This window comes from Actinoplanes sp. NPDC051405, assembly GCF_055586185.1.
In genome coordinates this window covers 171,481-194,538 of record NZ_JBVJIR010000006.1, presented here as the reverse complement: position 1 = coordinate 194,538, position 23,058 = coordinate 171,481, and the positions used below count along the sequence as shown (strand labels likewise).

General features: G+C 71.8%; 25 protein-coding genes. 16 read left to right on the top strand and 9 right to left on the bottom strand.

Annotation, left to right across the window (positions count from 1 at the left end):
• The first annotated feature begins 179 nt into the window (after positions 1-179).
• Both ACZ6S4_RS15535 and ACZ6S4_RS15530 read left to right on the top strand, forming a co-directional pair.
• Entirely contained in the window at positions 180-698 is a 519-nt protein-coding gene (locus ACZ6S4_RS15535; protein WP_465475576.1) for a protein kinase domain-containing protein, read from the top strand.
• Positions 620-1,492 carry a serine/threonine-protein kinase gene (locus ACZ6S4_RS15530; protein WP_465475575.1) on the top strand — a complete coding sequence of 291 codons (873 nt, stop codon included), beginning with the start codon at positions 620-622 and terminating at the stop codon, positions 1,490-1,492. The genes ACZ6S4_RS15535 and ACZ6S4_RS15530 overlap by 79 nt, the downstream gene beginning before the upstream one ends.
• Here ACZ6S4_RS15530 and ACZ6S4_RS15525 read toward each other — a convergent pair.
• On the bottom strand, positions 1,471-2,931 hold the full coding sequence (locus ACZ6S4_RS15525) for a dihydrolipoyl dehydrogenase family protein (protein ID WP_465475574.1): 1,461 nt from the start codon (positions 2,929-2,931) through the stop codon (positions 1,471-1,473). The genes ACZ6S4_RS15530 and ACZ6S4_RS15525 overlap by 22 nt on opposite strands.
• A gap of 1 nt (position 2,932) precedes the next feature.
• Positions 2,933-3,490, bottom strand: a complete 558-nt coding sequence (locus ACZ6S4_RS15520; RefSeq protein ID WP_465475573.1) for a hypothetical protein — start codon at positions 3,488-3,490, stop codon at positions 2,933-2,935.
• 103 nt (positions 3,491-3,593) lie between these two features.
• Between ACZ6S4_RS15520 and ACZ6S4_RS15515 the strand changes: the two genes are divergently transcribed.
• The 5 genes from ACZ6S4_RS15515 (at position 3,594) to ACZ6S4_RS15495 (ending at position 7,985) form a co-directional block, all read left to right on the top strand.
• Positions 3,594-4,190, top strand: coding sequence for a TetR/AcrR family transcriptional regulator (locus ACZ6S4_RS15515; RefSeq protein ID WP_465475572.1), 597 nt, complete (start codon positions 3,594-3,596; stop codon positions 4,188-4,190).
• Between the two features lie 665 nt (positions 4,191-4,855).
• Positions 4,856-5,875 carry an extracellular solute-binding protein gene (locus ACZ6S4_RS15510; protein ID WP_465475571.1) on the top strand — a complete coding sequence of 340 codons (1,020 nt, stop codon included), beginning with the start codon at positions 4,856-4,858 and terminating at the stop codon, positions 5,873-5,875.
• Complete coding sequence (locus ACZ6S4_RS15505; RefSeq protein WP_465475570.1) at positions 5,863-6,150, top strand: hypothetical protein; 288 nt, start codon at positions 5,863-5,865, stop codon at positions 6,148-6,150. The genes ACZ6S4_RS15510 and ACZ6S4_RS15505 overlap by 13 nt, the downstream gene beginning before the upstream one ends.
• Positions 6,151-6,156: 6 nt before the next feature.
• Positions 6,157-7,125: a carbohydrate ABC transporter permease gene (locus ACZ6S4_RS15500; RefSeq protein WP_465475569.1), complete on the top strand. Its 969-nt coding sequence runs from the start codon at positions 6,157-6,159 to the stop codon at positions 7,123-7,125.
• Positions 7,122-7,985 carry a carbohydrate ABC transporter permease gene (locus ACZ6S4_RS15495; protein WP_465475568.1) on the top strand — a complete coding sequence of 288 codons (864 nt, stop codon included), beginning with the start codon at positions 7,122-7,124 and terminating at the stop codon, positions 7,983-7,985. Before ACZ6S4_RS15500 ends, ACZ6S4_RS15495 begins: the two co-directional genes overlap by 4 nt.
• Positions 7,986-8,016: 31 nt before the next feature.
• On the opposite strand, the gene ACZ6S4_RS15490 is transcribed toward ACZ6S4_RS15495, so the two are convergent.
• The 3 genes from ACZ6S4_RS15490 to ACZ6S4_RS15480 are packed head-to-tail and all read right to left on the bottom strand — an operon-like array spanning position 8,017 to position 10,599.
• On the bottom strand, positions 8,017-8,877 hold the full coding sequence (locus tag ACZ6S4_RS15490) for a CE1 family esterase (protein WP_465475567.1): 861 nt from the start codon (positions 8,875-8,877) through the stop codon (positions 8,017-8,019).
• Positions 8,805-9,284: a hypothetical protein gene (locus ACZ6S4_RS15485; RefSeq protein ID WP_465475566.1), complete on the bottom strand. Its 480-nt coding sequence runs from the start codon at positions 9,282-9,284 to the stop codon at positions 8,805-8,807. Before ACZ6S4_RS15485 ends, ACZ6S4_RS15490 begins: the two co-directional genes overlap by 73 nt.
• 31 nt (positions 9,285-9,315) lie before the next feature.
• Positions 9,316-10,599, bottom strand: coding sequence for an extracellular catalytic domain type 1 short-chain-length polyhydroxyalkanoate depolymerase (locus ACZ6S4_RS15480; protein WP_465475565.1), 1,284 nt, complete (start codon positions 10,597-10,599; stop codon positions 9,316-9,318).
• Positions 10,600-10,818: 219 nt separating this feature from the next.
• Here ACZ6S4_RS15480 and ACZ6S4_RS15475 point away from each other — a divergent pair, with 219 nt between their 5' ends.
• Positions 10,819-11,769, top strand: a complete 951-nt coding sequence (locus ACZ6S4_RS15475; RefSeq protein WP_465475564.1) for a PaaX family transcriptional regulator — start codon at positions 10,819-10,821, stop codon at positions 11,767-11,769.
• Positions 11,770-11,785: 16 nt separating this feature from the next.
• On the opposite strand, the gene ACZ6S4_RS15470 is transcribed toward ACZ6S4_RS15475, so the two are convergent.
• Positions 11,786-12,058, bottom strand: coding sequence for a hypothetical protein (locus ACZ6S4_RS15470; protein WP_465475563.1), 273 nt, complete (start codon positions 12,056-12,058; stop codon positions 11,786-11,788).
• Between the two features lie 83 nt (positions 12,059-12,141).
• Positions 12,142-12,291, bottom strand: coding sequence for a hypothetical protein (locus ACZ6S4_RS15465; RefSeq protein ID WP_465475562.1), 150 nt, complete (start codon positions 12,289-12,291; stop codon positions 12,142-12,144).
• Between the two features lie 57 nt (positions 12,292-12,348).
• Between ACZ6S4_RS15465 and ACZ6S4_RS15460 the strand changes: the two genes are divergently transcribed.
• Complete coding sequence (locus ACZ6S4_RS15460; RefSeq protein WP_465475561.1) at positions 12,349-12,738, top strand: DUF302 domain-containing protein; 390 nt, start codon at positions 12,349-12,351, stop codon at positions 12,736-12,738.
• Between the two features lie 30 nt (positions 12,739-12,768).
• On the opposite strand, the gene ACZ6S4_RS15455 is transcribed toward ACZ6S4_RS15460, so the two are convergent.
• Complete coding sequence (locus tag ACZ6S4_RS15455; protein ID WP_465475560.1) at positions 12,769-13,653, bottom strand: fructosamine kinase family protein; 885 nt, start codon at positions 13,651-13,653, stop codon at positions 12,769-12,771.
• A 44-nt stretch (positions 13,654-13,697) separates the two neighbouring features.
• Positions 13,698-14,066 carry a cupin domain-containing protein gene (locus tag ACZ6S4_RS15450; protein ID WP_465475559.1) on the bottom strand — a complete coding sequence of 123 codons (369 nt, stop codon included), beginning with the start codon at positions 14,064-14,066 and terminating at the stop codon, positions 13,698-13,700.
• 85 nt (positions 14,067-14,151) lie between these two features.
• On the opposite strand from ACZ6S4_RS15450, the gene ACZ6S4_RS15445 reads away from it, so the two are divergent.
• The 7 genes from ACZ6S4_RS15445 (at position 14,152) to ACZ6S4_RS15415 (ending at position 23,026) form a co-directional block, all read left to right on the top strand.
• Positions 14,152-15,150: a GlxA family transcriptional regulator gene (locus ACZ6S4_RS15445; RefSeq protein ID WP_465475558.1), complete on the top strand. Its 999-nt coding sequence runs from the start codon at positions 14,152-14,154 to the stop codon at positions 15,148-15,150.
• Positions 15,151-15,219: 69 nt separating this feature from the next.
• A complete protein-coding gene (locus ACZ6S4_RS15440; RefSeq protein ID WP_465475557.1) occupies positions 15,220-16,095 on the top strand; it encodes an oxidoreductase in 876 nt (291 codons plus the stop codon).
• 52 nt (positions 16,096-16,147) lie between these two features.
• Positions 16,148-17,002 (top strand): helix-turn-helix domain-containing protein, encoded by an 855-nt coding sequence (locus tag ACZ6S4_RS15435; RefSeq protein ID WP_465475556.1) that lies wholly within the window; start codon positions 16,148-16,150, stop codon positions 17,000-17,002.
• A 57-nt stretch (positions 17,003-17,059) separates the two neighbouring features.
• Positions 17,060-18,679 (top strand): serine/threonine-protein kinase, encoded by a 1,620-nt coding sequence (locus ACZ6S4_RS15430; protein ID WP_465475555.1) that lies wholly within the window; start codon positions 17,060-17,062, stop codon positions 18,677-18,679.
• Positions 18,676-19,221, top strand: coding sequence for a hypothetical protein (locus ACZ6S4_RS15425; RefSeq protein WP_465475554.1), 546 nt, complete (start codon positions 18,676-18,678; stop codon positions 19,219-19,221). Before ACZ6S4_RS15430 ends, ACZ6S4_RS15425 begins: the two co-directional genes overlap by 4 nt.
• A 222-nt stretch (positions 19,222-19,443) precedes the next feature.
• Positions 19,444-21,246 (top strand): ABC transporter ATP-binding protein, encoded by a 1,803-nt coding sequence (locus tag ACZ6S4_RS15420; protein ID WP_465475553.1) that lies wholly within the window; start codon positions 19,444-19,446, stop codon positions 21,244-21,246.
• Positions 21,239-23,026 carry an ABC transporter ATP-binding protein gene (locus ACZ6S4_RS15415; RefSeq protein WP_465475552.1) on the top strand — a complete coding sequence of 596 codons (1,788 nt, stop codon included), beginning with the start codon at positions 21,239-21,241 and terminating at the stop codon, positions 23,024-23,026. Before ACZ6S4_RS15420 ends, ACZ6S4_RS15415 begins: the two co-directional genes overlap by 8 nt.
• Positions 23,027-23,058 lie beyond the last annotated feature (32 nt).

Here is a 23,058-nt window from a genome sequence, read left to right as displayed (position 1 = left end):
CACCGGGCGTGCACCATCTTCACCTCGAGGGTCGGCGTCAACCAGGCGTGCGGCATACGGACCCGCCCTGGGCAGCCCTCAACGCTACGTCGCCCCGCCGCAGGATGACGGCATACGAGCGGATCCGTGGCCACCACCACATCTGCCGGGGCGCAGTTTGCGTAGTATCGTCCAGCCCGATGAAGGCGCCGCTGCGATCCACTGACCCGCAGTTCCTCGGTGGCTACCGTCTGCTGGCCCGGCTCGGGCAGGGCGGCATGGGGACCGTCTATCTCGCCGAGGACCGGCACGAGCGGCTGGTGGCGATCAAGGTCGTCAAGCCCGAGCTGGCGTACGAGGAGGAGTTCCGCGCCCGCTTCCGCAGCGAGGTCAACCGGGCCCGCCAGGTGCCGCCGTTCTGCACCGCCGAGCTGCTCGACGCCGACGCCGACCACGAGACGCCCTACCTCGTCGTCGAGTACGTCGACGGTCCCAGCCTCGCCGAGGTGGTCGCCGAGCAGGGCCCGCTGACCGGCGGCAGCCTGTACAGCGTGGCGGTCGGCGTGGCCACCGCGCTGGCCGCCATCCACGGCGCCGGCGTGATCCACTCGGGCCGGCCGCGGACGTGTTCGCGTGGGGCGTGGTCGTCACGTACGCCGGCACCGGTCGCACGCCCTTCGGCGGCGACAGCGCGGCCGCGACGGCCGGCGCGATCCTGACCCGGCCGCCGCACGTGGAGGGTCTGCCCACGCCGCTGCGCGACCTGGTCGCGCGGACCCTGGAGAAGGAGCCGGAGCTGCGGCCGACGGCCTTCGAGCTGCTCGACGAGCTGGTCGCGGTCGGCGCGCCGACGACCGTCAACCTGGCCGGCCGCCCGGCGCTGGCCCAGGCGGCCCAGGCCGCGCGGCAGGCAGGACGCCGGCCGGCCGCCGGCCCCGACACCAGGACATCGGTACGGCGGTGGCGGCGCACCGCGCCCGTACTGGCGGCCACGGCTGTTGTTGCCCTCGGCGCGCTGGCCTTCAGCCCGGTCCGGCAGCTGCTGCCCGGTCAGGCGTCGGAGGACTCGGCGGCCGGCCCTTCGCCGGTCCTCGATCCGGGCGCGGGGGCACTGCCCGTGCCGAGCGGCAGCACACCGTCCAGGAACGACGTCTCACCCAGTGCGGGCCCGGCGCCGGCCACCGGTCCGACCTCTCGCCGCGCCGAAGGTGGCGCCGGCGGCCCCACCGACGAACCGCAGGTGGCACCCACCCTGCGCAAGACGCCGCAGGCCGCCCGGTGCAGCGACGGCGACCTGGAGATCGCGGTCACCGCGCAGAGCGACGACCCGACCGCGGTGGGGGCTCAGCGCGGGCTCGTCACGATCGCCAACAACTCCGACGCCGCGTGCCGGGTCGACGGCCGCGTGTTCGTCAGCCTCTACAACGCCGCCGACGAACGCAGCCTCATCACCATGAGGTCGCTGAAGCTCGGCACCATCCAGCCGAGCACTCAGGGCGTCGTCGCCTGGTAGCTCCGGCCGTACGCCTCCAGCAGGCGCAGCCAGACCTCACTGACCGTCGGGTACGCGGGAACGGCGTGCCACAGCCGGTCCAGCGGAACCTCGCCGACGACCGCGATCGTCGCGGCGTGCAGCAGCTCCGCGACGTCCGGGCCGGCGAGCGTGCACCCGACGATCACCTGCCGGTCCTCGTCGACGACCAGCCGGGCGTGCCCGGTGTATCCGTCGGCGTGCAGGGCGGAGCCGGCGACCGCGGCCAGGTCGTAGTCGACGACGCGGGTCCGCAGTCCGGCGGTTTCGGCGGCGGCAGCGGTCAGCCCCACCGACGCGACCTCCGGATCGGTGAAGACCACCTGCGGCACCGCGCGCTCGTCAGCCGTGGCCACGTGCCGTCCCCACGGGCCGTCCTGGACCGGCGCACCCTTCGCGCGCGCCACGATGACGTCGCCCGCGGCGCGCGCCTGGTACTTGCCCTGGTGGGTCAGCAGCGCGCGGTGGTTGACGTCACCGGCGGCGTACAGCCAGCCGTCGCCGGCCGGTGTCCCGTCCTCGCCGAGGACCCGCAACGTGTCGTCGACCGTGAGCCAGGCGCCGGGCTTGAGGCCGATCCGGTCCAGGCCGATGTCGAGCGTGTTCGGCGTACGGCCGACCGCGACCAGCAGCTCGTCGGCCTCGACCTGCTCGCCGCCGGTGAGCGTCAGCCGTACCGTGCCGTCGCCGTCGCGCGTCACCGACGCGGCCTCGGCGCCGGGGCGCACCGACACGCCGGCGTCCCGCAACGACGTCGTGACCAGCTCGCCGGCGAACGGCTCGGCCTGCGGCAGCACACCGTCGCGAGCCAGCACCGTCACGATGGAGCCGAGACCCGCGAACGCGGTCGCCATCTCCGAAGCCACCACGCCACCACCGATGACGGCGAGCCGAGCCGGAACCGCCGTCGCGGCGGCAGCCTCCCGGCTCGTCCACGGCGCAGCCTCGCGCAGACCCGCGATGTCCGGGACCAGGGCGCTGCTGCCGGTCGCGACGACGACCGCGTGCCGGGCGGTGAGCGTCGTCGTGGCACCGTCCGGCGCGGTCACCTCGACGACCCGCTCGGAGCTGATCCGTCCCTGGCCGCGGTGCAGGGCGATGCCGGTCGAGCCGAGCCACGTCACCTGCCCGTCGTCCGCCCAGTTCGAGGCGAAGGAGTCCCGCCGGCGCAGCACGGCGGCCACGTCCGGCCCGCCGGTCACCGCCTCGCGGGCGCCGGGCACCTGCCGGGCCGCCCGGAGTGCGGCCGCGCTGCGCAGCAACGCCTTCGTCGGCATGCACGCCCAGTAGGAGCACTCGCCGCCGACCAGTTCCCGCTCCACGACGGCCGCGGTGAGGCCGCCCTGCACGACCCGGTCGGCCACGTTCTCACCGACCGGTCCCGCCCCGATGACGATGACGTCGTACGTCGTGCCGGTCATGTCAGTTGCCCTTCGCCGCGCGGCCGAGACGGATGGCCGAGATGAGGAAGAAGACGGCGCCGGGGATGGCGTAGCCGATCGCGTTGGTCAGCGTCGGGTTGTCGGCGGAGGCGCCGGTGATGAACGCCCCACCGGCCAGGACGGAGATGCCACCGCTGATGATCATCGGCCACTGGCCGCCCATCCGGCGGCGGGTGACCCCCACGACCAGCTGGATCAGGCCGGCCACGACCGCCCAGGCACCCCACACGCGCAGGACCGCCGGAATGCCGGAGGTGGTGGCGACGGCCAGGCCGATCGCGGTGAGCAGGCTGACCGCGATGTTGACGAACAGCAGGTTGGACGACCCGGTGGCGCGCGAGGCGCGCAGGTCGACGACGGCGGCGGCCACGTCGAACAGCGGGTAGAGCACCAGCAGCGTGACCGCGAGGGGACCGAGATGGTCGGCGGTCGTGAACATCACCAGGGCCCAGACCACGGCGAACGCGAAGCGGACGAAGTACAGCCGCCGCAGGGCGGCCGCCGTCGTGGAGATGCCGGGGGCGGCAAGGGTGGTCATGATGATCTCCAGTCGAGGTAGAACGAACGTTCTGTCTTTGGTCATGGTGGGCGGTGGTCGCCCGATCTGTCAAGACCGAACGTTCTGTCGCTATGATGGGCCGATGGCGCGTACCGAAACCGAGAGCCGGCCGTCCGAGGCGCGGCTGCGGCTGCTCAGCACGGCAGGGAGGATCTTCTACGCGGAGGGCATCCACGCGGTCGGCGTCGATCGGATCATCACCGAGGCGCAGGTGACCCGGGCCACCTTCTACCGGCACTTCCCGGGTAAGGACGATCTTGTCGTCGCCTACCTGCAGGGGGCCGACCAGGCCATCCGCGGCCAGGTGGAAGCGGTGCTGGCCGCCGGCCTGCCGGCGGGTGAGGCCGTCCGGGCCGTCGCGGCGTCGATCGCCGAGGGCATCCGATCCGCGGGCTTTCGCGGCTGCGCCTTCCTGAACGCGGTGGCGGAGTATCCCGATCCCGGGCATCCGGTGCACCGGACGGTCCTCGCCCACCGGGAATGGTTCCTCGACACGATCAACACCTTGATGGCGCGCATCCAGCAGGACTCGGCTGAGCCCGCCGCGCAGCACTTCGTCATGCTCCGCGACGGCGCCATGGCGGCCGGCTGCCTCTTCGATCCGGTTCTGATCTGCGAGACCTTCCTGCGCGGCGTCGACGGACTCGTCGAGACCCACGCCGCGCGCCAACCCTCCTGATCACCCCGGCGAGGGCCGGCACGGCGAGGATCGGCGCGGCGGGTTCCGCCAGGCGGCCCGGCCGACGGCGGTGCCGGCGATCCCAGCACGTCCACGGGCAGCAGCGCGACGGTCGCCGCCTCGGTGCTGCCCGCCGGCCCGGCGGGCCCCGGCCCGGAATCCGGGATACTCGCGGGCCTGAACCAGGTCGTCGAGCCACGCCTGGTCCGCGTCCCGGCGCCTGCTGCGTCGCACTGCCGGCTTCGCCGTCCCCTCCGGGATCGCCGATCCCGATTGGTCGCTTCCTGCTGACCGCCTGCCGGCCCTTTCCGGGACGACTTCAGTATCCGGATCGGCGTAACAGTTATTCAGAACCGGGGAATCGCACTATTCGCACGGGGTCACCGCCCATATCCGGGTGTCCGGCGCAGGCGCGGAACAGCAGGTCAACCGAGTTCTGGAAGTTTCGACAACAAGCCGGTTGTTGTGGCCGGAAGGTTTCGGAGAAGCGTCGGCTGCGCCGCGCGAACCCGGTCCGTGATTGGTCTTGACCGGCTGGATATGAACTCGTAACGTGCCGAATTAGCTTCCGATTTATATCGATCAATCTATGAAAGTTTCGCGGCTGGGTGGCCCGGCCGCCGGTCCACCGTGCGCCGGGAACGGCGTCGAAGGGGGAGTTGACCGTGAGAGATTCCGTACGGTTCAGCCGCAGATCGGTACTCGGACTGGCCGCCGCGGCCTCGGCCGGCACCGTCCTGGCCGGGTGCAGCGGCGACGAGGGCGGGTCGGGCTCGGGCAAGAAGATCCGGTGGTGGCACATCGCCAACGCCGATCCGATGCTGTCGGAGTGGGCCAAGATGGCCCGCCGGTTCGAGGCGACGCATCCCGGCGTCAAGTTCGAGATCACGCCGCTGGAGAACGAGGCGTTCAAGACCAAGCTCACCACCGTCGTGCAGGCCGGTGACCCGCCGGACATCTTCCACACCTGGGGTGGCGGCGTTCTTGCCCAGCAGGCCGACGCGGGCATGGTCAAGGACCTCTCCGCGGACGTCGCCCAGTGGAAGGACACGCTGATCCCGACCGCGCTGGACGCCTACACGATCGAGGGCAAGACGTACGCGTCCGCGGTCGACACGGGCATGGTCGGCTTCTGGTACAACAAGGAGCTCTTCGAGCGGGCCGGGGTGAGCAAGGCGCCGGTCACCTGGGCGGAGTACCTGGAGGCGGTCCGCAAGCTCAAGGCCGCGTCCATCACGCCGATCGCGCTGGCCGGCAAGGAGAAGTGGCCCGGCCACTACTACTGGGCCTACCTGGCCCTGCGGATCGGCGGCTTGGACGCGCTGCGGCAGGCGGCCGTGGACAAGGACTTCGCCAAGCCCGACTTCGTCGCCGCGGGCACCCGCCTGGCCGAGCTCGTCGCGCTGCAACCGTTCCAGACCGGCTACCTGGCCGCGGGCTACTCCACAGCGGACGGACAGGCCGCGACGGTGGGCAACGGCAAGGCGGCCATGGAGCTCATGGGCCAGTGGGCGCCGGTCGTCCAGCGCGACAACTCGGCCGGCAAGAAGGGCCTCGGCGAGCGGCTCGGATTCTTCGCGTTCCCGGCGGTCGACGGTGGCAAGGGCAAGATCACCGACGCGTTCGGCGGCGGTGGCGGCTTCGCCGTGGGCAAGGACGCACCGCCGGAGCGGTGGAGTTCCTGAAATTCATCGCCCAGCCCGAGAACGCCCGCATCGAGGCCAGGACCGCCGGTGTGCTGCCGGTCGTCAAGGCGGCGTCGGACGCCGTCACCGATCCCAACCTCAAGCTGGTGGCCGACACGATGAACCGGGCGACCGGCTTCCAGCTGTACCTGGACCAGGCCTACGCCCCGGCCGTGGGCCAGCAGGTCAACGACAGCGTGGCCGAGCTGCTGGCCGGCAAGTCGTCACCGGATCAGGTGGTCAAGGCCGTCACCACTGCGGCGAAACAGGGCTGAGCGGCGGTGCTCACCGACGAACGCCGGCCCGCGCCGGCTCCGCCGCAGCCGCCGGCCGGGCCCACCCCGCGCCGGCGGCGACCCTGGCCCACCGTGGTGGCGTTCCTGAGCCCCGCCCTGGTGCTGTTCGCCGTGCTGGTGCTCGCGCCGATCGTGATCGCGGCGTACGGCAGCTTCTTCGACTGGAACGGCTTCGGCGCGCCCACCGATTTCGTCGGCCTGGAGAACTTCCGCCGGCTGCTGACCGACGAGATCTTCGCCGGCGACCTGCAGCGGGCGCTGCTGCTGGTGGTGCTTTCCCTGGCCATCCAGCTGCCGTTCTCGCTGGCCCTGGCCATGCTGCTCAACCAGCCGCTGCGGGGCCGGCGCGCCTACCGGATGCTGTTCTTCACCCCGTACGTGTTGTCCGAGGTGGTCACCGCGGTCCTGTTCACGATGATTTTCTCGCCCAATCAGGGCCTGGCCAACCACGTCACCCGGCTGATCGGGCTGGGTGACCTGGGCGCCACCTGGCTGGCCGACCCCGACACCGTGATGTATTCGCTGTTCCTGGTGATCTCGTGGAAGTACTTCGGCTTCCACACGATCCTCTACCTGGCCGGCCGCCAGGGCATCCCGCAGGAGCTGCACGACGCCGCGGCCATCGACGGGGCCGGGCCGTGGCAGGCGTTCCGGCGCATCACCCTGCCGCTGCTGGGACCCACCATCCGGATCAGCGTGTTCCTGTCGATCCTCGGCACCATCCAGCTGTTCGACATGGTCTGGGTGCTCACCGGCGGCGGCCCGATCCGGTCCTCGGAGACCCTCGCCGTGACGATGTTCCAGGAGGGCTTCAAACGGTTCCACGTGGGTTACGCCAGCGCCATCAGCATGGCGATCTTCCTGATCAGCCTCACCTTCGGCCTGCTGTACCAGCGTTTTGTCCTGCGCCGGGACCTCGAGGGCGCGATCACCACGATCGGAGACCAGCGATGACCACGACCGCCGCCACCGGGCGAAGGCCTCGCAACCCACGCCGCGTCGCGCGTGCGGGCGCGCTGCACGTCGTCAGCATTCTCGTGGGCGCCGTCGTGGTGGTGCCGATCGTCTTCGGCGTCCTCGGTGGCTTCAAGGACAACGGCCAGCTGTTCGCCAACCCGTTCGGGCTGCCGGATCCGTGGGTCCCCGGCAACTATCTCGACACCCTCGGCTCGGGAGCCTTCTGGTTGCAGGCGACCAACAGCCTGAGCGTGGCCATCGCCAGCACGGTGCTGGTGGTACTGGTCGGCGCGATGGCCGCGTACATCTTTGCCCGCTATGCCTTCCCGGGCCGGGAGCTGCTGTTCATGCTCTTCGCGATCGGGTTGATGTTCCCGTTCGCCGTGGCGATCCTGCCGTTGTTCGTCCTGCTGCGCGAGATGAACCTGCTGAACAACCCGCTCGGGGTGATCCTGCCGCAGGCGGCTTTCGGCCTGCCGATCACCATCGTCATCCTGCGCAGTTTCTTCCGCACGATCCCGGCCGAGGTCGAGGAGTCCGCGGTGCTCGACGGCTGCGGCCCGTTCCGGTTCTTCTGGCGCATCCTGCTGCCGATGTCCCGGCCCGCCCTGGGCACCGTCTCGGTGCTCGCCGTGGTCGGCAGCTGGAACAACTTCCTGCTCCCGCTGATCGTCTTCAACGACTCGCGGTGGTGGACGCTGCCGCTGGGCGTCCAGCAGTTCCAGTCGCAGTACTCGGCGGACACCGCGCGGATCCTCGCCTACGTCACGCTGGCGATGCTGCCGTCGCTGGTGTGTTACGCGTTCGCCGAACGGCAGCTGATCAGCGGCCTCACGAGCGGGATCGGCAAGGACTGAGGTCCAGGTCACCCTGAACCTCAGCTCCCCGTCAGGCGGTGGTGCAGGCGGAGCCGTTGAGCGCGTACGTGCTCGGGGCTCCGCTGTTGCCGGTGTGGGTGGCCTGGAACCCGAAGCTGACCGACGCTCCGGGGGCCAGGCCCGCGTTGTAGCCGACGTTGGTCGCCGTGACCCGTCCGGACGTGGGCGAGTAGGTGGCGCTCCAGCCGCCGGTGATGGTCTGACCCGCCGGCAGGGTGAAGGCCAGGGCCCAGCCGTTGATGGCGGCGCTGCCGGTGTTCGTGACGGTGATGTTGCTCGTCAGCCCGTTGTTCCAGGCGTTGACGGTGGCGGTGGCCCGGCAGGCGCCGGTCTCGGGCGCCGGGGTGGTCGGTCCGGGCGTCGTGGGTCCGGGCGTCGAGGGCCCGGGCGTCGGGCTCGACGGCGGGGTGGTGTCGCCGAACTGGGTGAAGAACCGCCACACCTCGGCGGAGACCCAGGACGTCGAGGCGTTGCGGTCGGTCGGCAGCGGGACGTGGTCACCGTCGTGCGCGGCCCACTGGACCGGATATCCGGCCCGGCAGCCCGAGTACGCGGTGGTGATGTGCGTTCCGCCGCCCTGTGCCGGCTCCGGTGGGTTCTGCGGGGTGCAGCCGTTGGCGCGTACGAAGGTGTCCCGGATCGACCGGCCCTGGGAGATGTTCAGGACACTGTCGCGGATGCCGTGGATCCCGAAGTAGGCGACCGGCTGGGTGCCCCCGGCGCAGCCGCTGAGCTGGGCGCCGGCGATCGGGGCGACCGCCCGGAACACGGTGGGCCGGGCGCAGGCCAGGGCGTAGCTCATCGCGCCGCCGTAGCTGAAGCCCAGCGCGAACCGCTGCGCCGGGTCGACGCAGAGGTCGTTCTCGACCACCCGCAGGACGTCGTCGACCAGGGTGACGTCACGCCCGCCGGTGTTGGCCCAGCCCGCGTCGAGGCCCTGCGGGCCACGAAGATGGCGCTGGTCTCGGCGCGCTGCTGCAGGCCGTAGAAGCCGTTGCCGACGACGTCGTTGGCGCTGCCGTTGAGCCAGTGCAGCCCGACGACGAGCCGGTACGCCCGGTTGTTGCTGTAGTTGCCCGGCAGCCGCAGGATGTACGAGCGGTTCTGGCCACCGCTCTGGATCGTGTAGGTCCCGTCGCGCAGGGTCGGGGTCTTGCCGCAGCCCGCGGTGGCCGCCGAGGCGGTTCCCCCGGTCAGCCCCACGACTCCCGCGGCGACCAGGATCGTCCCGGCGGTGGCGGCCGCGGCGAGGAGCCGGCGCCATGGTCTCACTGTCATTGCTGTCTCCTGACTGGTGCGTCCGGACGGCTCACGCGACGGTGCAGGGCGTGCCGTTGAGGCTGAACGAGGGTGGCGGGCCGGTGCTGCCGGTGTGGGTGGCCTGGAACCCGACGGTGACCGCGCCGCCGGGGGCGATGGCCGCGTTGTGGCCGACGTTGCGGGCTGTCACCTGGCCGGTGGCGGGGGAGTAGGTGGCGTTCCACCCGGCGGTGATGCTCTGGCCACCGGGCAGGGTGAAGACCAGCGACCAGCCGTCGACGGCGGTCGCGCCGGTGTTGGTGATGGTGATGTTCGCGGTCAGGCCGGTGTTCCAGGCGCTGATCGTGTCGGTGACCCGGCACGCCCCGGTCGCGGGTGGGGTCGACGTCGGCGTCGACGGCGGCGTGGTGAGGCCGAAGAAGGCTATGGCGGCGGCGGCCATCCCGGTGCTGGGCAGGCTGTGCCCGGCACCCTGGATGCTGTACGCCTCGACCTGCACCGTGCCCGTGGCGTCGGCGTAGCGGCGGCGGTTCCAGTTGGCCTGCGGGGTGTCGCTGGACGACGGTGTCTGGCTGAGCCCGAACACGTTGGTCCACTGCTCGATCGACTCCTGGAGCAGGGAGTACGGCACCAGCGTGTCGTTGGTGCCGTGCCAGAGCTGCACCCTCGGACGAGCGCCGGAGTAGCCGGGTGAGGCCTGGCGGACAGCGTCACCCCACTGCTGCGGCGTGCGGTTCATGCTGCCACCCGTGCACTGACCGCCGGGCGGATAGTCGGCCGCGTTGGCGAAGCAGGTGAACGGCACGCCCATGAACGCCGCGCCGGCCTTGAACAGGTCGGGGTAGAGGGCGAGCATGTGCTGGGTCATCATGCCGCCGGACGAGCTGCCGGTGGCGTACACCCGGTTCTGGTCGCCGCCGTACTGCCGGCCGGCGTAGGCCACCATGGACGCGATCGAGACCGGGTCGCTGCCGCCGTTGCGCTGTTTGGCCGCCGCCGACCAGGTGTCGAAGCACTTGCCGAAGCCGGCTTCCTGCATCGCGGAGGGGTAGATCACGATGAAGCCGTACCGGTCGGCCAGCGAGGCGAACTCGCTGCCGGAGTAGAAGCCGGGACCGGAGCCGCCGCAGCCGTGCATGGCCACCACGATCGCCGGGTCGGCCGGGCGCGCGTCCGGGACGTAGATGTGCATGCGCATCCCGCCCGGGTTGCTGCCGAAGCTGGTCACCTCGGTCAACGAGGCCGCGTACGCGGGCCGGGCCGCCGGGACAGCGAGCCCGATGAGGGCCAGCGAGGTCGCGACGGACAGCAAGAGATGTCGTCTGAACTTCATGCCTTGTCACTCCTGGGGAAGGCAGAGCCGGCGCGCGCCGGATCAGCACGGCGCGCAACATCGTCGGAGACGTGCGCGTGACTGCCCTGGGTCACGGCATCTGTCGCGCGGCCCGGCGCGAACCCCGTCGTATGGCAGTTAGCGTGCACCCAGGACCGCAAACTGTCAATCGATGCTGATCAATCGAACGACGTCACCGGATGCCGTTACAGTCGGCGCGTGACAAGTCCGTACGACATCGAGGAGATCTTTCCGGATGACGCCGCGGAGGCGGTGCGGCTGCCCCGCCGGCAGGCGGGCAGCTCGCCGCAGGGGCTGACGGTGACCCTGCTGGCCGACTACACCCTGCGCAACCGGGCCTGGCTCCCGTCGGCGGCCATCGTCGCCCTGCTCGCCGAGGCCGGCGTCAGCCAGGCCGGGGCCCGGACCGCGATCAGCCGGCTCGCCCGGCGCGGCGTGCTGGAAGGCAGCCGGCAGGGACGGCGCAGCTCCTACCGGCTCACGCTGGCCGCCGCCGGCTTCCTGTCCACCGGCGGCAGCGCCATCGTCTCGCCCGTCGTGGCCGAACCGTGGGACGAGCTCTGGACGGTGCTCGCCTTCTCGCTGCCGCGCGACCAGGCGGCGCAACGGCGTGGGCTCCGCACGCAGCTGCGCTGGATGGGCTTCGCCCCGCTGTACGACGGTCTCTGGGTCTCCCCGCGCCGGTTCACCGGGAAGGCCCGGGAGCAGCTCGCCGCGTTCGGTGCCACCATGACTGTCTTCCGGGGCCGGCACCTCGACCTGGCGGCGGATACCGGCCGCTCACCCCTGGACGCGTGGGACACCGCGGCCATCGCCGGCCAGTACGAATCCTTCATCGCGAGGTGGCGGCCGGTGCTTCCCCGCCTGCACGCCGGGCGGATCAGCGGGCCCGAGGCGGTCCAGGCCCGTACCGAGATCATGGACACCTATCGGCGGCTGCCCATCCTCGATCCCGGGCTGCCCAGCCGGCTGCTCCCGCCGGGGTGGCTGCGCGAGCCCGCCCGCGACCTGTTCGTCGCCATCTACGACGGGCTCGCGCCCAACGCCCAGGATCACGTACGGGCGGTCGCCGCGGCCTGCACCGGCGAACCGCTCAGCGGCATCGGCGCTCACACCGTGGCCGAGCTGGCCGCCGGCCTGCCGGCGTGATGCTCGGACGCCTTGATCAGAGCGTCTCGGTGCCGGCCGGTCCGGCCTCACCCGGTCCGGTCTCGGCCGGTGCGCCGCTCTCGCCGCTCGTGCCGTCCTTCCAGGGGCAGTCGTCCTGCGCTGCCACGCCGGCGGCGCCGTCTGCCGCCGGTACGGCCGGACTCACCTCGGCCACGGCCGGCACCGGCGACTCGACGGGTTCCGCGGCCAGGGCGGAGCCGCCCAGCCCCGCCGCGACGACAGCGGCGCCGCCCGCGACGGCCAGTCCGATCACTGTTCTGATGCGCATGTGCCTGACTCCTGACTAATCGGTTCGTGGGACCAGACCAGAAGATCACTCGGGCCCGAAAAACCCGCGAAGAAACGATGCGGTCAGGACAGGACGGACTCCCGCAGCGCGTCCGGGTTGCCCTCGAGCCGGCCGATCCGGGTCCGGTAGGAGCTCACCGAGCACGGCGCGGCGATCCGCCCCGCCCTGGCCGAGCTGACCCGCTGGGCCGGGGACCACCTGCAGAAGGCCATCGCGTCCGGCCGGTGCAGCGGTCCCTGACGCAGCGGTCCTGATACGAAGGAGACGCCATGTCGGCTGCCCTGATCACCGCACGCTCCCGGTCCGACGTCGCGACGACGGTGCGGCAACTGACCGCCGCCCTGCAGCGACGCGGCATCACGTTGTTCGCGACCATCGATCACGGGGCCGGGGCTCGGGGCGTGGGCCTGGAGTTGTCCGACGAGGTGGTGCTGGTGTTCGGCAACCCTGCCGCCGGGACGCCGCTGATGCTGGCCGATCCGCGCGCCGGGATCGACCTGCCGCTGCGCATCCTGGTGTGGTCCGGCGACGACGGGACGCAGGTCGCGTTCCGGGACCCGCAGGCCATGGCCGAGGACTTCGAGCTGGCGGGACAGGCCGAGACGCTGGCCGGGCTCCGCGGTGTGCCGGACGCCTTGGTGGCCGAGGTCAGCGGCTGACCGGCGGACCGCGCCGCGGGTCGCGTCCGGTCAGCTCCGCGTCCGGAACGGGGCAAGAGTCGCCCGGATCTGCTCGGCCGCGCCCCAGTCGTCGTCGAACTGGGCCAGTACGGCCAGGTGCTGTCGCAGCTGGATGATCGGCATCCGGGCCGGCCAGCCGCTGTCGAGTGCGGTCAGCTCGGCGTAACGGGCGAAGAACCGCCCCGCCTCGGCCGGCGGCGAGGTGGACCACACGTGGGCGAGGTCGACCTCGGCCCACATGTAGGACACCGCCGGGTCGATCAGCGCGGGCTGGCCGTCCGCGGTGGACAAGACGTTCTGGGTCCACAGGTCGCCGTGGGTCAGGCAGGCCGGTCGGTCCGGGAGCAGGTCGGGCAGGCGCCGGCACAGCAGCTCCAGCGCCGCCCGGTCGCCCGCGCCGAGGGCCGCGTCGACGCGGGGCTGCCCGAGCCATCGCAGCAGGCGGTGCTCGGCGAAGAAGGCGAAACCGTCCTCGCTCCAGGTGTTGGTCTGCCGGCGGCGGCCCAGCCAGTTGTCGCGGTGCCACCCGAAACGCCCGTGGACGGTGCTCAGGTGCAGGCGGGCCAGCGCATGCGCCAGCTGCTCCCAGAAGTCCTCGTCGCGCGGTCGCGGCCGCAGCATCGACAGCACGAGCAGTTCCCGATCGGCCCGGATCACGTCGGGTGTCGCCACGCCGCCGGGCTCGCGCAGAGCCGTCAGCCCCTCGGCCTCCGCGGCGAAGACGTCGTCGTCCGGTGGGTCGGCGAAGGCCTTGACGAACACCGGCGGCGCGTCCCGGCGGGTCGCGATGCCCGCGAGCGCCGCCAGCCCGCCGGTCACCGGCTCGACCGTGACGACATCGCTGATCCCGGCCCGCTGCAGGCGGTCGAGGAGGAACGTCGCCGAGTGCGTCACGAAAGCTCCTCAGGTCCGCGGTGCCCGTTCGCCAGATCTTAGGGTCAGCTGTCCGGACCGGACGCCGGTGGCCGGCTCCAGGCGGGCTTGCCGCCGGCCTCGGTCGAGGTGACCTCCGGGCCGATGAGCAGGAACCGGGCCTCGCCCACCACCGTCGGGCAGTGCTCGACCCCGCGGGGGATGACCAGCAGGTCACCGGGCCGCAGGAGCACGTCGCCGTCCCGCAGCTGCACGGTGAGCTCGCCGCTGAGCAGCAGGAACGTCTCCTCCTGGTCCTCGTGAGCGTGCCAGGTGGTCGAGCCGGTGCCCTTGGCCACCTTGAACAGGTTCCCGTTCGCCGCCGCGACGACGCGCTGGGACCAGAACTCCGTCAGGCCGGCCGCCTCGTCCGCCACGGTGATCTTCTGCAGCATCGCACTGCTCCTCGCGCTCGCCGGGTCGCCCACGGCTTCGATCATGGCGTCGCGGCCGGGCCGCCGACAGTGCTAGGAATGGCCGATGTCGCAAGAATCCTCACCGCCGGGCGGGCGGCGCCCGCATCGCGTCGCCCTGATCGTGGACGAGCATTCCAACCCGTTCGAGGTGGGCTGCGCGTGCGAGATCTTCGGGGCGCCGCTGCGGCCGGAGATCGGCCGGGAGCTGTACCGGTTGCGGGTCGTGTCACCGCGGCGGCGGACCTCGATGCGCGACGGCCTGTTCGCGGTCAGCGCGCCGGGGACGCTGGCCGACGTGGACGAGGCGGACACGGTGATCGTCCCCAACCGGCCCGATGTCGAGACGCCGTCGCGGGCCGCGGTGCTCGCTGCTGTCGGGCGCGCGTACGAGCGGGGGGCCCGCCTCATCGGGCTGTGCACCGGCGCCTTCACCCTGGCCGAGGCCGGGCTGCTGGACGGGCGCCGGGCGGCGGTGCACTGGCAGCTCGCCGACGAGTTCCGCGAGCGCTTCCCCGCCGTACACCTGGAACCTGACGTCCTGTACGTCGACGACGGTGACCTGCTCACCTCGGCCGGCAGTGCCGCCGCCCTGGATCTCGGGCTGCACGTGGTCCGCCGTGACCACGGCGCCGAGGTGGCCAACCGGGTCAGCCGCCGGCTGGTGTTCGCCGCCTTCCGCGACGGCGGCCAGCGGCAGTTCGTGGACCGTCCGGTGCCGGTGCACGCCGACCGGTCGCTGGCGCCGGTGCTGGCGTGGGCGCGCGAACACCTCGCCGAGCCGCTGGCGGTGGCGGATCTGGCCCGCCAGGCCGGGATGACGGCGGGTTCCCTGCACCGCCACTTCCGCCGGGAGACCGGCACGACGCCGCTGGCCTGGCTGACCGCGGAACGGGTCGCGCTCGCCTGCCGGCTGATCGAGGGCGGGGACGAGCGCTTCGACGTCGTGGCCCGGCGGTCCGGGCTGGGCTCGGCGGCGAACCTGCGCAGCCTGCTGAAGCGGCACGTCGGGCTGAGCCCGGCGGACTATCGCCGGCGGTTTGCCGCACCGCGGACCCCGGCCTGACTGTCCCTGTCACTCCCAGGATCACTGGAGGTCTGCCTGCGGCGCGGACCGGGTCGCACGCTTGACGACATGACAGAGAACACGCTCGGTGGAGTATTCGAGATCAAGAACGGCCCGGCCCTGGTCCGGATGGGCTACGGCGCCATGCAGCTCGCCGGGCCGCGTGTCTGGGGCCCGCCCCGGGACCGCGCGGAGGCAGTGGCGGTGCTGCGGTCCGCGGTCGAGGCGGGCGTCAACCACATCGACACCGCGGACTTCTACGGCCCGCACGTGACCAACGAGATCATCCGTGAGGCGCTGGCGCCGTACGGCGACGACCTGCACATCGTCACCAAGGTCGGCTCGGTGCGCGACGAGAACGGCGGCTGGCCGCACGCCCGCTCGCCGCGGCAGCTGCGCGAACAGGTCGAGTCGAACCTGCGCACTCTCGGCGTCGAGGCGCTGGACGTGGTGAACCTGCGCGTCGGTGGCGGCGCGGACGGGCACTCGCCGGTGCCCGGTTCGCTCGCGGAGCCCTTCGGCGCGCTGGCCGATCTCCGCGACGAGGGCAAGATCCGGCACCTGGGGGTGTCGGTCGTCGACGCCGGGCAGATCCGTGAGGCGCAGTCGATCGCGCCGATCGTGACCGTGCAGAACTGGTACAACATCGCGCACCGCGGGGATGAGGCGATCATCGCCGACCTGCACAGCCAGGGCATCTCCTACGTACCGTTCTGGCCGCTGGGCGGCTTCAACCCGCTGCAGTCGGGCGTGCTGGACACGGTCGCGGCGCGGCTGGGGCAGCCGGCGAAGGCGGTCGCGCTGGCCTGGCTGCTGCACCGGTCGCCCAACATCCTGCTGATTCCGGGTACGTCGTCAGTGGCGCACCTCCGAGAGAACCTCGCCGCCGCGACCCTCTGGCTGGACGCCGGGACCATCGCCGAACTCGACGCCATCGCCGGATGACCGGGGGTCGCAGGACCAGGCACCGGCCCCGGCCGCGGCCTACCGTGAACTCATGAGCGTCGAGTCGAACCCGCTGGGCGACTACCTGCGTGCCCGCCGCGAGCTCGTGACCCCGGAGCAGGCCGGCATTCCCGTGCTGGGCCTGCGGCGGGTGCCGGGGCTGCGCCGGGAGGAGGTCGCGATGCTGGCCGGGATCAGCGCCGACTACTACCTGCGGCTGGAACAGGGCCGCGACCGGAACCCGTCCGTGCAGGTCCTGGAATCGCTCGCCCGGGTGCTGCACCTGGACGACGACGGTACGGCGTACCTGCTCGGTCTGGGGGCGGAGAAGCCCCGCCGCTCGCGGCGCCGCCCGCGGCGCGAGAGCGTCCCCGCCGGCATCGCCAAGCTCGTCGCCACGCTGCCGTTGCCCGCGTTCGTGGAGGGCCGCTACTTCGACGTCCTGGCCGCGAACGCGCTGGCCACCGCGCTGTCGCCGCGGCTGGTGGTGGGCGGCAACCGGCTGCGCGACGTCTTCCTGGAGCCCGCCGAGCGCGAGCTCTACCCGGACTGGGACGCGGACACCGAGCGCCTGGTCGCGGGCTTCCGCGAGTCCGTCGGCACCGACACCGACGACCCCCGCTTCATCGAGCTCGTCGGTGAGGTGTCACTGGCCAGCCCGCGGTTCCGGCAGCTGTGGGGGCGTCACGACGTACGGGTGCGTGAAGGTGCCCCGATGCACCTCGACCACCCGCAGGTGGGTGAGCTGCGCCTGAACCGGGAGAAGCTCGGCATCAGCGGCACCGCCGGCCAGATGCTGGTCATCTACCACCCGGACGCGGGCAGCGACGCGGCCGACAAGCTGGCGCTGCTCGCGTCGGCGGCGCTGACGCCGGCCGGGGTGCCCGGCGCGGCGCGGCCGGGCTGAGCCCGGTGGGACCCGGCGCGGCGGGCGGCTGAAGGGTCTCGATGTATCGTCCTGCCCGTGACTGATCCACTCCTGCCGGGGGATCCGGCCGAGCTGGGCGGCTACCGGCTGCTCGGGCGGCTCGGCCAGGGCGGCATGGGTGCCGTCTACCTCGGGCGGGACGCCGGCGGCCGGCTGGTCGCCGTCAAGATGATCCGGCCCGAGTACGCCAACGACACCGAGTTCCGCGGCCGGTTCCGCAGCGAGGTCAACCGGGCGCGGCAGGTCCCGCCGTTCTGCACGGCCGAGGTGCTCGACGCCGACCCCGACCATCCGACGCCGTACCTGGTGGTCGAGTACGTGGACGGGCCGAGCCTGGCCGAGGTGATCGCCGAGCACGGCCCGCTGCGTGGCGGCAGCCTGCACAGCGTCGCGGTCGGGGTGGCGACAGCGCTGGCCGCGATCCACGGTGCCGGGGTGATCCACCGCGATCTCAAGCCGGCCAACGTGCTGTTCGCGCTGGGCACGCCCAAGGTGATCGACTTCGGCATCGCGCGGGCCTTCGAGGCGACGAGCCAGCACACGCGTACCGATCAGATGGTCGGCACGGTCGCCTACATGGCGCCGGAACGCTTCGACACCGACCATCGGGGCGTGGTCGGCCCGGCCGCCGACGTGTTCGCCTGGGGCGCCGTGGTCGCGTACGCCGGCACCGGCCGGACCCCCTTCCGGGCCGATTCGGCCGCGGCGACCGCGGCCCGGATCCTGACCCAGCCGCCGGAGCTGTCCGGGCTGCCCGAGCCGCTGCGCCGGGTGGTGGCCCGCACGCTGGCCAAGGACCCGGTGGAACGGCCCACCGCGCACGAGCTGCTCGACCTGCTGCTGGACCTGGACGCCGACGAGAAGACCGAGCTGATCCGCCCGGAGCTGCTGGAGGTGGCCACGGCCGCGCAGCGCACCCACCGGATCTCCCGGGGTGGCCCGCGATCGGGCCGGACCCGGCGGATGGTCCTGGCCGGTGCGGCCGTGCTGGCGCTGGCCGCGGCCGGCCTGGTCACCGCTCAGGTGCTGCCCCGGCTGGGCCTGGCCACGAACGTGCAGGCCGGCTCCTCGCTCGGTGACGGTCCGGCTCCCGCGCCGTCCTGGCAGCGGGCCGCGGGCGGCCTGGCCATCGTCGACCGCCTCGACCGGCCCGGCCAGTGGCGGGACACGCGCACCGACCCCGACGGGCGGTGCGTCTTCTCCCAGGGCCGGCTCGAGGCCCGGACCGGGATGTCACCGGTGTACCGCTGCCAAGGACCGTCGGAGACCTTCACCGGGGACCAGGCGATCACCGTCGACGCGGCGATCCTCACCCCGGGGGCGTGCGCGGTGATCTGGTTCCGTATCGCCGGCCCGAAGGCCTACCTGGCGTCGATCTGCGAGACCGAGGTCCGGCTGGGCGTGGACGCCAAGGACGGCGTCACCGACGAGGTGAAGGCCGCGCTCACCGGTACGGCGCTGGGCGGCGCCCGCCCGGTCGAGATCCTCGTACGCGACGAGCAGGCCACCGTCTCGGTCGCGGGTGCGGCGCTGCTCACCACCCGGCTCGACCAGGCGCCCCTCGCGTCCGGCCGGGTCACGTTCGGCGTCATCGACGACGTCATCAGCGGCGACGGCCGGGCCGCGTTCGCCCACGCGGAGGTCGTGAAACTGTGAAGCGCGAACTGCTCGCCGTGCTGCTGGTGTTCGTGGCCGGCGGGTGCGGCACCAACACGCCGGATGTCTCAGCCTCGCCTCCGCCGGTGCCCGCTTCTTCGGCGGCGACGGCGAGCAGGAAGCCCGTGCCGCAGCCCCGGTTCGCCGATCTCACCCAGGGCAGCACCACGTCGGTGGTCAAGCTGCACGGGTACGACCCGGAGAACGCGTCCGCCGTCGTGGAGCCGATCATCTTCATGACCGGCGACGCGTACTGCCGCGCCTTCAAGATCAAGCGTACGGACGGCCGGTGCGTGCATGCGGAGTACGTGACCGAGGAGAGCCACACCAAGGTCACCGTCCCGATCGCGGCGGCGGTGAAGTACTACACGTGGGAGGACTCCAACGGGGACGTGTGCATCGACGCTCCCGAGAAGGGCGGGACGTGCCCCATGACCCAGCGGGAGTTCGCCGGGTGGTTCAAGCTGAACGAGGAGGCCATGGTCGCCGTCGCCACTGAGGACGGCGCGGTCACCCGGATGGCTGTCGTCTACACACCCTGACCGCCCGGCCGGGGACCGCGATCCCGGTCGCCGCGCGCGCATTCGGCGGTGGCGCAGATCCTCGGGTATCGATATCATTTCTCGATGTCCACGGGGGAGAAACGCGTCGAAAACATGGGCACAACACCTTTGTTGCGCCATGAACTCGTCAACGGAATGCGGGAGCGCGGCGCGCAGCGATGGCATTTGTTGCGGTTGTTGCCGGCCGCGGGAATTCCGCTGGTGAGCGCCGCATTCATCGTGCAGGTGCTGTCCGGTGCCGCACCGATTCTTTTTCTGCTCACCACCGCGCAGGTGGTCGCGGATGTGCCCGATGCGGTCAGTGGTGGAGTCGATTCGCCCGCATGGCGGACATTGCGGGCCGATCTCGTGATCGCGGGGATCTACTTCCTCAGCACCCAGATCCTGGTCCCGGTGCAGTACCTGCTCGGTGAATCGCTGCGCCGCCGCATCGACCGGCAGATCCGGGATCGGCTGATGGCGGCCTCCCTGGGGGTGCCCGGCCTCGCGCTGCTGGAGGACCGGGAGCTGGCCGACCAGGCCGCCGACTCCCTGGACATGATGAAAGTGGCGATGTGGACGCCGGGTGCGGCCTGCGCCGGTTATGTCGCGCTGATCAGCCGCTATCTGCAGGTGGTCCTGGCCGCCGAGGTCGTCGCCGCCGTCTTCAGCTGGTGGGCCGGGCTCGCGCTGCTGGCCTCGGCCCTGGTGATCCGTTTCGGGTACCGGCTCGGCCTCGCGGTGTTCAGCCGGTTGTTCCGGACGGAGACCGCCGCGCGGCGCCGGCAGCTCTACTTCCGTGACCTGATGATGAAGCCCGGCGCGGCCAAGGAGATCCGGATCTTCGGGATGCTCCGGTGGATCACCGAGCGCTTCACCTCGTCGGCGATGATCAGTTCGAGAATCGTGTGGAGCGAGCGGCGCCGGGTGTTCTACGGCCCGTACATCGTCTACACGCTGGTGTCGCTGGTCCTGCTCGCCGGGGTCATGGCGGCGGCCGGGCGCGCCTTCGCCACCGGCCTGATCGGGCTGGGCGCCTTCATCATCGTCATGCAGGCCGGGCTGTCGGCCATCCGGATCGGCGGCTTCGTGGCCGAGGCCGACACGCAGACCGAGCTGGGCGGAGTGGCATTCCGGGCGGTCCGGCGCTTCGAGGCGGCGGCCGCGGCGAACCGCTCGGTGACCGGCGCGGAGCCACCACGGCCGAGCCGTTCCGGCCGCCCTCCGGGCGAGCGGGTGCGGCAGATCCGCTTCGAGAACGTCACGTTCCGCTACACGCCGGACGGGCCTGCGGTGCTCGACGGGCTCGACCTGACCATCGAGATCGGCGGATCGACGGCGATCGTCGGGCTCAACGGTGCCGGCAAATCCACCTTGGTCAAGCTGCTCGCGCGGCTCTACGAACCCGTCGGCGGCCGGATCACCGCCGACGGGGCCGACATCCGCACCTTCGACGTCCGGCGGTGGCAGCAGGAGATCGCCGGCGTTTTCCAGGACTTCGTGCGCTTCGATCTGCCGGTGCGGGACAACGTCTGGCTGACCGCCGGCGGTGGCCGCGCCGACGACGAGATCTGGGCGGCATTGCGTAAAGCCGGTGCCGAGGAAATCGTCCGGGAACTGCCCCTGGGACTCGATACGCCGCTGTCCCGGCAATACTCGGACGGCACCGATCTGTCCGGCGGGCAATGGCAGCGCATCGCGATGGCGCGGGCCCATTTCGCGGTCGGCCGCGGTGCTCGGATCATGGTGCTGGACGAGCCCACCGCGAGCCTCGACGTGCGCGCCGAAGTCGCATTCTTCGACCGTTTCCTGGAGATGACCCGCGGTGTCACGAGCATTGTCATCTCGCATCGGTTCTCCACGGTCAGGCGCGCGGACCGGATCGCCGTTCTCGAGCACGGCAAAGTGATCGAGTACGGCGACCACACCGCCCTGATGGCGCAGCGGGGCCGCTACGCCCAGCTTTTCCAGATCCAGGCCGCGCGTTTCGACGCGGACGAGCTGGACGGAGTCGAATATGCGTGACGTGCTCCGCGGCATCGGTGCGGTGCTGCGCTCGTCGTGGCACGTCGGTCCGGCCCGGCTGCTGATCTCCGTCGTCCTGATGCTCGTCGGTGCGGTGAGCCTGCCGCTGGTCGCGGTCTTCCTCGGGATGGCGGTCGACGCGACGCTCGACCACGACACCCGCCGGGCGATCGTCGCCGCGGCCCTGGTCGCCGTCGTCGCCCTGGCCGCGCTGACCATGGAACACTTCGCGCACATCTTCTTCTTCGAGCTGGCGGACCTGCATCTGATGCGGGTCGAGCAGGAGATCGGCGAGCTCGCCCACGGCACGGTCGGGCTCGAGCATCTCGAGCGCCGTGACTACGCCGACCGTCTCGAGTTGCTGCGCAAGGAGTCCGGCGCGATCGGGGAAGGGGTGCAGACCGTGCTGGCGGCGGGCACGTTGCTGGTGCAGATCGTCCTGACCGGCGCCCTGCTCGCCTATCTGCAGCCGTGGCTGCTCCTGCTTCCGCTGTTCGCCGTGCCGCCGCTGATCGCCGGGCGGTGGGCGGAGACCCTGCAGCAACGGGCCGAACTGGCCACGGCGCAGCAGAAGCGGCTCGGCGCGCAGTTCCTGGATCTGTCGGTCCACCCGGGTGCCGCCAAGGAGATCCGGGTCTTCGGGATGCAGCAGGCGCTGCGGCGCCGGCAGTGGGAGACGTCCAAGCAGGTCGATGAGCGACTCGCTCGTGCGGAGCTGCGGGGCACGCTGGTGCGGATCGGTGGCCAGATCCTCTACGCCGTGGGTTACCTCGGCGCCGTGATCCTGGTGGTCCGCGCGGCGCTCAGCGGTGACCGCAGCGTCGGTGAGGTGGTCCTCGCCATCACCCTGGCGGTGCAGACCAACGCCCAGGCCGCCGGAGCCGTGGCGCTGGCCCAGTCGTTGCAGCGCAACGCCAAGGCCATGGCGCTCGTGCGGTGGCTCCGGGAGGCCGCGAGCAGCCCGGTCGCCGCGACGGCCGGGCGCCGGCCCCCCGGACACACGCTGCGCGCCGGTATCGATCTGGAGAACGTGGGGTTCCGCTACCCCGCGACCGATCGTGAAGTGCTCAGCGGCGTCACGATGCGGATCCCGGCCGGTGCGGTGGTCGCGGTGGTGGGTGACAACGGCGCCGGCAAGTCCACCCTGGTGAAGTTGCTCTGCCGGTTCTACGAGCCGTCCACCGGGTGCATCCGGGTCGACGGTGTCGACCTGCGCAGCATCGACGTGGACCGCTGGCGGGAACGCATCGCCGCCGGCTTCCAGGACTTCGTCCGGCTGGACGCACAGGTCCAGGAAAGTATCGGGGTGGGAGACCTGTACCGCGTCGACGACCGGGCGGCCGTCCGGGCCGCGGTCGACCGGGCGGATGCCGCAGCGGTGATCGACCGGCTGCCGCACGGCTTGGAGTCCCATGTCGGCAAGGCGTACGAGGACGGCGCGGAGCTCTCCGGAGGCCAGTGGCAGCGGATCGCCCTGAGCCGGGCCATGATGCGTGACGAACCGTTGCTGATGGTGCTCGACGAGCCGACGTCCGCCCTCGACCCGCTCGCCGAGCACTCGCTGTTCGAGCGGTACGCCGCCTCGGCCCGGGAGGTCGGCCGGCGCACCGGTGGCATCACTGTGCTGGTTTCGCACCGCTTCTCGACCGTACGGATGGCCGATCTCATCCTGGTGGTCTCCGGCGGCCGGATCGCGGAGTCCGGCAGCCATCAGGAACTGATGAGCCACGACGGCATCTACCGTGAGCTCTACGGCATGCAGGCCGCCGCGTACAAGTAGCGACCGCATCGGCTCCAGGCGCCGGCCGGGCC